General features: G+C 63.4%; 7 protein-coding genes. 1 reads left to right on the forward strand and 6 read right to left on the reverse strand.

Annotated elements, in window-relative coordinates; all coding sequences use genetic code 11:
• Nucleotides 1–244: 244 nt before the first annotated feature.
• The 3 genes from AB1L88_RS12775 to AB1L88_RS12785 all read right to left on the reverse strand — a co-directional run bounded on the left by AB1L88_RS12775 (nt 245) and on the right by AB1L88_RS12785 (nt 1,250).
• Nucleotides 245–616, reverse strand: coding sequence for a type II toxin-antitoxin system VapC family toxin (locus AB1L88_RS12775; RefSeq protein WP_367097050.1), 372 nt, complete (start codon nt 614–616; stop codon nt 245–247).
• Nucleotides 606–881, reverse strand: a complete 276-nt coding sequence (locus AB1L88_RS12780) for a hypothetical protein (protein WP_367097051.1) — start codon at nt 879–881, stop codon at nt 606–608. The genes AB1L88_RS12775 and AB1L88_RS12780 overlap by 11 nt, the downstream gene beginning before the upstream one ends.
• A 66-nt stretch (nt 882–947) precedes the next feature.
• On the reverse strand, nt 948–1,250 hold the full coding sequence (locus tag AB1L88_RS12785) for a DUF4926 domain-containing protein (protein ID WP_367097052.1): 303 nt from the start codon (nt 1,248–1,250) through the stop codon (nt 948–950).
• Nucleotides 1,251–1,631: 381 nt separating this feature from the next.
• Between AB1L88_RS12785 and AB1L88_RS12790 the strand changes: the two genes are divergently transcribed.
• Nucleotides 1,632–1,904 carry a DUF1653 domain-containing protein gene (locus AB1L88_RS12790; RefSeq protein ID WP_367097053.1) on the forward strand — a complete coding sequence of 91 codons (273 nt, stop codon included), beginning with the start codon at nt 1,632–1,634 and terminating at the stop codon, nt 1,902–1,904.
• Here AB1L88_RS12790 and dcd read toward each other — a convergent pair.
• From dcd to rplU, 3 genes are all read right to left on the reverse strand, one after another.
• Nucleotides 1,883–2,881 (reverse strand): dCTP deaminase, encoded by a 999-nt coding sequence (dcd, locus tag AB1L88_RS12795; RefSeq protein WP_367097054.1) that lies wholly within the window; start codon nt 2,879–2,881, stop codon nt 1,883–1,885. The genes AB1L88_RS12790 and dcd overlap by 22 nt on opposite strands.
• A 277-nt stretch (nt 2,882–3,158) precedes the next feature.
• Nucleotides 3,159–6,314 (reverse strand): vitamin B12-dependent ribonucleotide reductase, encoded by a 3,156-nt coding sequence (locus AB1L88_RS12800; protein WP_367097055.1) that lies wholly within the window; start codon nt 6,312–6,314, stop codon nt 3,159–3,161.
• 477 nt (nt 6,315–6,791) lie between these two features.
• A complete protein-coding gene (gene rplU / locus AB1L88_RS12805) occupies nt 6,792–7,109 on the reverse strand; it encodes a 50S ribosomal protein L21 (protein ID WP_367097056.1) in 318 nt (105 codons plus the stop codon).
• Nucleotides 7,110–7,386 lie beyond the last annotated feature (277 nt).

Genomic DNA, 7,386 nt, shown 5'->3' on the forward strand with positions numbered 1-7,386 from the left:
AATGGCACCGGTCGGGTGGGACTGATTCCCTCACCGAGAGGCACTCGATCGCTGGCGGGACCAAGGGGGGACGCCCCGGTTTGCATGGCATTTGGCTCGGGGACGGGCGGGGCCTGGAGGCGTGGAGAGGGAAACAAGGGCGTTCGCGGCGGCAAAGTGGACCGGATACTGGTGAGGACACCAGCGTCACCCAGGCCATCACATGTTGACGATTATGGGGCCACCAGCACCATCCGCCCGTGGCTCAATAGGGTTGAACGATCGTCAGCCCCGGGATGACGCGATAATGCTTCACATTGAAGGAGGCCAGAGGCTCGCCGAGGCCGATGGCGGTCGAGGCGATCAGGGCATCGAGCAGGCCGAGGCCGTGGCTCAGGCGGAATGAGGCGAAATCTCGGTAGGCACGCCGGCAATCGGCCGGCGTCGGCCAGTGCATCGGGAAGCGTTGCAATTCGCGGTCGATCCGCTGCTGTTCCGCGAGGTTCCGGCACCCCTGGATCAACTCCATCGCGACCAGGCCGGGCACGCCGATGGGCGAGTCATACGTCGTCAGCCACGCCACGGCCGGGGGATGGCCCCGCAGGAAGTCGATCAGCACATCGGTATCAAGGAGCATCCGAGCGGCCCCGGAGATCGCGTTGCGAAGCCTGCTCCCGGAGCCGACGGGCGAACGCCTGGCTGTCGGCGATGTCGTCGCGATCGGCCCAGATGCCGATGAGGTCCGAACCCGCCAGGTCGGCCCCCGTCGCGATCGGACGGGGCTCGGACTCGGCCTCGGCCACTTTCAGCGATTCGATGAACAGGAGCACGTCGGCCCAACGCTCGGGAGGGACGTCGTGCAGGGCGTCGATGATGAGCTGTTCATTCACGTGGGAGGGCATGGCGGGCCTCCGATTCGGGCGGTTGCGATCGCTCGTGCCATTCCGGACCGGCGAAGGCTGTCGAAATCACGGTCGGGGGGCCTGGAAATCCATCCGGCCCGCGCCCCATGCCCCTCGTTCGGTTCCGTTCGATTCTAGGGTGCGGACCATGGGAATGTCATCCGCCCCGAGCGATCTGATCTCCGAGGCGTTCACGGTGACCACGGCGATCGACTCACCGAGGGCGTTGAAGACTTCGAGGATTGCACCCTCCTCGCCTCCAGAGGAAAGGGGGCCGTAGTCCACGAGGGTGGCGACGTCGCCCCGCTTCAGGCCGAGGTCGTCACGGTCGCGGCAGAGGGCCACGCGATCGTAGAGGGCGGGCTTCATGGCGGGAGGCTCTTGCGAACCGTATGGGTCACAGAATTTCGGGTGGCACTGGTGACCTCACCAGTGTGACCCCAATCGCAGGCGGAACCAAGGGGGACACCCCGATTTGCCTGGGATTTGGACGGAGACGGGCGGGGGCTGGAGACGCCGGACAGGGAACGAAGGCGATCGCGTCGGCAAGGCGGGCTGAACACTGGTGAGGACACCAGCGCCGCCCAGCGTCCGGCGCAGTGTGCTAGAATAGACAAATTGGGCAAAAAGAGTACTCGTTCCCCTGCTGCTCGATGAAAACACTTCGCAAAAAATGCTAGCGAAGTCTTAAGGGGATCCACGATACTCAAAAGTGTCGTATTACTTGCCACGGCGACGAAAGGGGGCCTTATGGATAATCCAAAGGTCGAGCCTGGAATTTACCAGCATTTCAAAGGCAAACTGTACGAGGTGATCGGCGTTGCGCGCAAGGTCGACACAAGCGAAACATTCGTCATTTATCGTCCACTGTACGGTGATAGAGAGTTAGTCGCTCGCCTAATTGATGAATTTACCGGACTTGTTCGGCGTGGAGCAGATGACGAGCCCCGTTTCCGCCAAATCGACCAACGAGCAAACATGTGTAAGCACATAGAAGTCGATCAAGTTTCCAAATCCTTGTGAAGGAAAAATTCTCCTGGCGGATCTGCAAAGAACATATAATAGATTCCAGGAATGAGAAACAAAGCAGTCACAGCCCATGAAATTGCATGAATGTACGAGTAAGGCGGTCTTACGAGTAATGCGAGAGACGTGCTGAATAGCGCGAACGGCAGCCATTTGAAAAATGCGTGGCGGCGACTCGCCCAAGCTTTGAGATGCTTTTCCCGATCAGCAAACCGCTCCATTACTTCCCGGGCACTAGTTAGTTCTGAATGCGACTGAGCATCTAGAAAAACAGTAAAACGATCGAGAATCCGAACATCTTTCTTTCCTAAAACTCGTACAAACTCTTTATGTATGTGGCCTGCAAGATTCACCTTTCCGCATGCTTCGCGGAGCTTATTCAGCCTCGCATCCATCCATACCCGAGAAGGCTCTCCCTCTTCATTCATGTATTTGCTGGACAATTCATCCGAGCCATAAGCTTTTTCACTTGAAGACGTTGTCTTAAAAATGATGAGTTGGCAAATGTCGACGTAAGGAGTTATTTCGATTGGAACTTTGCCATGGTTGACAAGTTGCAAGGGCATTCTTCCCCGCCATCCTGGGTTAATAAAGTCGCCTGTGCAATGGATAGACAAACCCAATCGTGCAAATGTGCTTCTGCCCTCTAGCTTGCCCGCGTACCCATTGGGTATTGTAAACGTCTCGTATGTTCGTCCAAGCACTAATTCACCTGGTTTGAGAGTTACACGCTCACCCAAGCGAAACCAGCGTCGCTCGAACAGCCTCTGCATCTCAAGTTCGCTCAACGAGACGCTCAAAAAGCTGATTTTGTTCCGGTGTGAACGAAGCGGGAACCAGAAACAACGGTCGAGCCTAAGATCAATCGATGCAGGTTGAATCTGCTCATCTGGCTTAAAGGGCCGGCGATTGTCATCGGTTTCAAATTCTAGCTGTGAAAGGATTTGGCGAATATCACCGTCGGAGAGGAGCATCAAAGAAACCCTTGCGACTGAGTCTTGTTCGAAACTCTACCGATTCCCATTTATGCAAATACCCCAAGTCCACATAGCAGATTCTCGAGGCTCAACCATTCGACCCGTGGGGCTCGCGTATGGCGAAGTCTCATGAGGACGCGTGCGGGGCACGCTTGGGCGGGCCCCACGGGTCGTAGTGCGGGGGGGTGAGGGGAGGGATGGAGGCCCCCCTCATCCGGCCTGCGGCAACCCTCTCCCCCGGGGCGGGGGAGAGGGAAGAAAAGTGGGGAAAGGCTCAGGAGCAGCCCATCGAGTTGCCGCAGTTGAAGCAGCGGTAGCAGGTGCCGCAGCGGACGGTGAGGGCGCCGCAGTTGTCGCAGGAGGGGGCGTCGGACTGGAAGCGGGCGAATTCCTGCTGCTGGACGCCGAGGCCGACCTCGTGGGAGGGGACGAGGGAGTCGGTGCGGGTCGAGGAGGAGGAGGGGTGGGAGGAGGCGGCCTCGGCGTCGTCGAGGTCGGCCATGGTGGCGGTGCGGTGGCCGTTGGTCTTGATGACGGGGGTGCTCGGCGCGGTGGGGGCGTCGAGGTCGGCGGAGGCGGACGACGAGGGGCCGGTCAACGCGGCGGCGGGGGCGGGCGAGACGGAGATGGGGCTCGTCGGCTCGGTGCCGTCGCGGCGGGGGGTGTTGGCCTCGCGGTAGCCGGGGATGAACTGGATGCCGAGCCACCGGAAGATGTAGTCGGTGACGCTCTTGGCGATCGGGATGTCCGGGTTCTTGGTGAACCCGGCCGGCTCGAACCGGCTGTGGGCGAACTTGTTGACGAAGACCTCGAGCGGCACCCCGTATTGCAGGCCCATCGACACGAGCGTGCCGACGACGTCCATCAGGCCGCCGACGGTCGACCCTTCCTTGGCCATGGTGATGAACAGCTCGCCGGGGCGGCCGTCGTCGTAGAAGCCGACGTTGATGTAGCCCTCGTGACCCTGGATGTCGAACTTGTGGGTCATGCTGCGCCGGGTGTCGGGCAGGCGCTCGCGGCGGGGGGGGCCGATCTCGGCGGGCCGGCCGCCGACGAACGCGGGGGCCGGCGCGGCGGCGGGCTTGACGCCGGCACGCTCACGCTGGTGGCGTTCGATGTCGGCTTCGAGGGCGGCCTTGGCGGCGTTGACCTCGTTCCAGGCCTTTTCCAGGTCGGACTTGGCCCTGGCCAGCTCGGCGGCGATCTTCTGGTCTTCGCTGGAGGTGCTGACCGGCTGCGACTCCTTCGAGCCGTCTCGGTAGATGGCCAGCGCCTTGAGGCCGAGCCGCCAGCCTTCGAGGTAGGCGTCGCGGATGTCGGCGACGGTGGCCTCGCGGGGCATGTTGACGGTCTTCGAGATCGCGCCGGAGAGGAACGGCTGCGCGGCGGCCATCATGCGGACGTGCCCCTCCCAGGCGATCGTCCGCGAGCCGTTGCGGGGCGGGAAGGCGCAGTCGAAGACGGCCAGGTGGTCGTCGTCGAGGCCGGGGGCCCCTTCGATCGTGTCGTGCTCGTCGATGTAGTCGAGGACGCCGCGGATGACCGGCTCGTCGTAGCCGAGGGTCTTGAGCGCCATCGGCACGGTGCGGTTGACGATCTTGAGCATGCCGCCGCCGGCGAGGCTCTTGTACTTGACCAGCGCAATATCCGGCTCGATGCCGGTGGTGTCGCAGTCCATCATGAAGGCGATGGTGCCGGTCGGGGCGAGCACGGTGACCTGGCTGTTGCGGTAGCCGTTGGCCCGGCCGAGTTCGAGGCACTCGTCCCAGACCTTGCGGGCCTCGGCCAGCAGGGCGTCGGGGCAGGACGGGTCGATCGACTCGACGGCGTCGCGGTGCATCTCCATGACGCGGAGCATCGGCTCGCGGTTGATCCGGAAGCCGTCGAAGGGGCCGAGGCGGCCAGCGTGCTGGGCGGAGGTGCGGTAGGCCTCGCCGTGCATGATGGCGGTGATCGCCCCGGCCAGGGCGCGGCCTTCGGGGGAGTCGTACGGCCGGCCGGTCGACATGATGAGCGCGCCGAGGTTGGCGTAGCCGAGGCCGAGCGGGCGGAAGGCGTGGCTGTTGGCGGCGATCAGGTCGGTCGGGTAGCTGACGTGGTCGACCAGGATTTCCTGGGCGGTGATGAAGATGCGGCAGGCGGCCCGGAACCCTTCGGCGTCGAAGGTGCCGTCCTCGCGGCGGAACTTCATCAGGTTGATCGACGAGAGGTTGCAGGCGCTATCGTCGAGGAACATGTACTCGGAGCACGGGTTCGACGAGTTGATCGGCGCCGTGTTGGGGCAGGTGTGCCACTTCTGGATCGTGTCCTCGTACTGCATGCCGGGGTCGCCGCAGGTCCAGGTCCCTTCGGCGATCTTGTCGAGGAGGTCCTTGGCGCGGTAGGTGTCCATCGGCCGGCCGGTGGTGACGGCTCGGGTGGTCCACTCCTCGTCGTTGACGGCGGAGCGGAGGAAGGCGTCGGTGGCCCGGACGGAGAGATTCGCGTTCTGGAAGAGGACGGAGGAGTACGCCTCGCCGTTGAAGTTGGCGTCGTAGCCCTGGCGGATCAGGGCGTGGGCCTTCTGCTCCTCGTTGGTCTTGGCGGTGATGAATTCGAGGATGTCGGGGTGCCAGCACTTGAGGGTCTGCATCTTGGCGGCGCGTCGGGTCTTGCCGCCCGACTTGACGACGCTGGCGACCGCGTCATACACCCTCATGAAGCTGACGGGGCCGGAGGGCTTGCCGCCGCCGGAGAGCTTCTCGCGGCTGGAGCGGAGGGTCGACAGGTCGGTGCCGGTCCCCGAGCCGTACTTGAAGAGCATGGCCTCGGCGTGGGCCAGCTTCATGATGCCTTCCATGTCGTCGGAGACGGACTGGATGAAGCAGGCCGAGCCTTGCGGGTACTTGTAGGCGTCGTCGACGGCGACGACGGAGCGGGTCTCCTCGTCCCAGCGGTAGTTGTTGGCGTCCCCGGAGACGCCGCGCTGGTGGTAGAGGCCGACGTTGAACCAGACGGGGGAGTTGAACGCGCCGTACTGGTTGACGCAGAGGGCGGACAGCTCGTCGTAGAAGGCGTCGGCGTCGGCGTCGGAGGCGAAGTAGCCGTCGGCCTTGCCCCAGTCGGTGATGGTCCGGGTGACGCGGTGGACGAGTTGGCGGACGCTGTGCTCGCGCTCGGGGGTGTTGACCTCGCCGTAGAAGTACTTGCTGACGACGACGTTGGTGGCGAGCTGGCTCCAGGGTCGCGGGACCTCGCAGCCGGTCTGCTCGAAGATGACGCGGCCGCGCTCGTCCTTGATCGCCGCGGTGCGCTCCTCCCACTCGACCTGATCGAACGGGCTGACCCCCTCGGTGCTGAAGACGCGGGGGACGACCATCCCCCGCCCCGACGTCCCGGCCCCCTGGCCCCGATCCTTCCCGAGCTCTTCCCGATGATCAACGGTCGCCATCGCCGGCCTCCGCCTGAGGACTGAATCAACCTGAAGTCTGTGATTACCCGGATCTGGTCTGGCGGGTCAAGGCAAATCTGTCCAAAACAACAGTAGTGTCCGTTTGAAACCTGGCTTGACCTGCCGGGGATTCCCCCCTCTGTACGCGACACGAGGGGGATCCCGTCCATCATCGGGCCGGGGCGACGCCTTGAGCCGAGCGAGACGCGCGACTCGGATGGAGGTGACTCGGGGTCGCACATCGAGCGCCGCCGAAGGTCAATTTTGGCGCGCGAATTCTAGGCGACCAGGGGAAGTGAGGAAAGTGGGTAAGTTTCCGAATCATCCTGGCGCGATTGGGCGCTCTGGGCGTCTGCCCGCCTGATCTCAGAGAGTATCGGCCGGTCCCTCGGCCCGCTTGACGCGCGCGAAAAAGCCGTTTCCGGCGGGAAAGACCGCGAGAAACGGCTTGATCTGACACGAAGGGCACAACGTCACTCAGGCGGTCTTGATGCTGACGATCTGGACCGTGGTGAAGGACTGCCGGTGACCGCGCTTGCGGCGGTAGCCTTTGCGGCGGCGGAACTTGCGGATGACGATCTTCTTGTCGCGGAACTGGCGGACCACCTTGGCGACCACCTGGGCCCCGTCGACGACCGGGGCGCCGATCGTCGGCTCGCCGTCGGTGCCGGCGATGAGCAGGACCTTCTCGAAAAGAATCTCGTCGCCGTCGTCTCCGTCGCGGCGATCGACGGTCACGAGGTCGCCCTCGCTGACGCGGAACTGGTGGCTACCGTCCTCGAAAATGGCGTACATGGCGCTCGATTCGACTCTCTTGGGCCGGACAATCGGCCATCGCGAGTTTTTTTCCGGCACGAGGCTCGCGCGGAAAAACCCTGTACCAGCGATGGCGGTCCTGGCCGCTTGGGGGACGAACTCGCCGGTGGCCGGGACCGGGCGACTGGCCCGGTGCTTCAAAGGGTCCGGTGTTCCTGGCGAAGCGGACGATCATACCGCGCGGTGCGACCGGCGCGAAGAGGGTCGATGGCCAGGGCAGGGCTGTTTCAAGTTGACAGTTGCGAAGTCCGACGAT

This window comes from Tautonia sp. JC769, assembly GCF_040717455.1.
GTDB lineage: Bacteria > Planctomycetota > Planctomycetia > Isosphaerales > Isosphaeraceae > Tautonia.

Bases quoted from the DNA above. Each gene is read 5' to 3' on its own strand.
- AB1L88_RS12775 (WP_367097050.1), bottom strand. From the start codon at position 616: ATGCTCCTTGATACCGATGTGCTGATCGACTTCCTGCGGGGCCATCCC.
- AB1L88_RS12780 (WP_367097051.1), bottom strand. From the start codon at position 881: ATGCCCTCCCACGTGAATGAACAGCTCATCATCGACGCCCTGCACGAC.
- AB1L88_RS12785 (WP_367097052.1), bottom strand. From the start codon at position 1,250: ATGAAGCCCGCCCTCTACGATCGCGTGGCCCTCTGCCGCGACCGTGAC.
- AB1L88_RS12790 (WP_367097053.1), top strand. From the start codon at position 1,632: ATGGATAATCCAAAGGTCGAGCCTGGAATTTACCAGCATTTCAAAGGC.
- dcd (WP_367097054.1), bottom strand. From the start codon at position 2,881: ATGCTCCTCTCCGACGGTGATATTCGCCAAATCCTTTCACAGCTAGAA.
- AB1L88_RS12800 (WP_367097055.1), bottom strand. From the start codon at position 6,314: ATGGCGACCGTTGATCATCGGGAAGAGCTCGGGAAGGATCGGGGCCAG.
- rplU (WP_367097056.1), bottom strand. From the start codon at position 7,109: ATGTACGCCATTTTCGAGGACGGTAGCCACCAGTTCCGCGTCAGCGAG.